We start from the raw sequence: 646 nt of genomic DNA on the forward strand, positions 1-646 counted from the left end.
CAACTATGCCGGTGTGTTTGGTTATGTTCAGGATGCCTCCATCAAAAATTTAGGGGTAACCGGCTCTATAATCAGCACAAATGCGCCTGCAGGAGGCATTGTCGGTATGATGAAGGCAAGCATCATCGAAAATTGTTACAACATGGCTAATATTGATGCTCATCTTGAGAGTGGTGGCATTGCGGCAGCAGGTGACGGTGCTCAAATCCGGAATTGCTACAATGCAGGTAATATAAATGCTCGTATCAATAGGGCTTGTGCCGGTATAGGTGTAGGAGCCGTTTCAATTTCAAATTGTTTTGCGGCTAATGCCTCGATGACGCGTGGTGATGGGGACCTTAAACCGTTTCGAGTAGCCACCGGCGACGCTACCATAATAAATTGTTATGCTAACCAAAACATGACTCTTTTGGGTTCGACAGCAACTACGGATATAGGTGCGAACCGGGAAAATGGAGAAAATGCGACACTTGCTAATTTTAAATTGCAAACATGGATTGAAGCGAATTTGTCTTGGAATTTCTCTACCGTTTGGGCGATGCCCGCTGATGTCAACGGTACCACTACGGGGTTTCCGGTGCTCAGAAAAACCAACATCACCTACGCTATCAGGTACAATGCCAATGCCAATGGAGCATCTGTGGGA

General features: G+C 46.1%; 1 pseudogene. It reads left to right on the forward strand.

What is annotated here, in order from left to right:
- A pseudogene (locus ASC50_RS03000) lies at positions 1-646 on the forward strand (hypothetical protein); the annotation flags it as partial.

Source organism: Candidatus Symbiothrix dinenymphae (assembly GCF_001431085.1).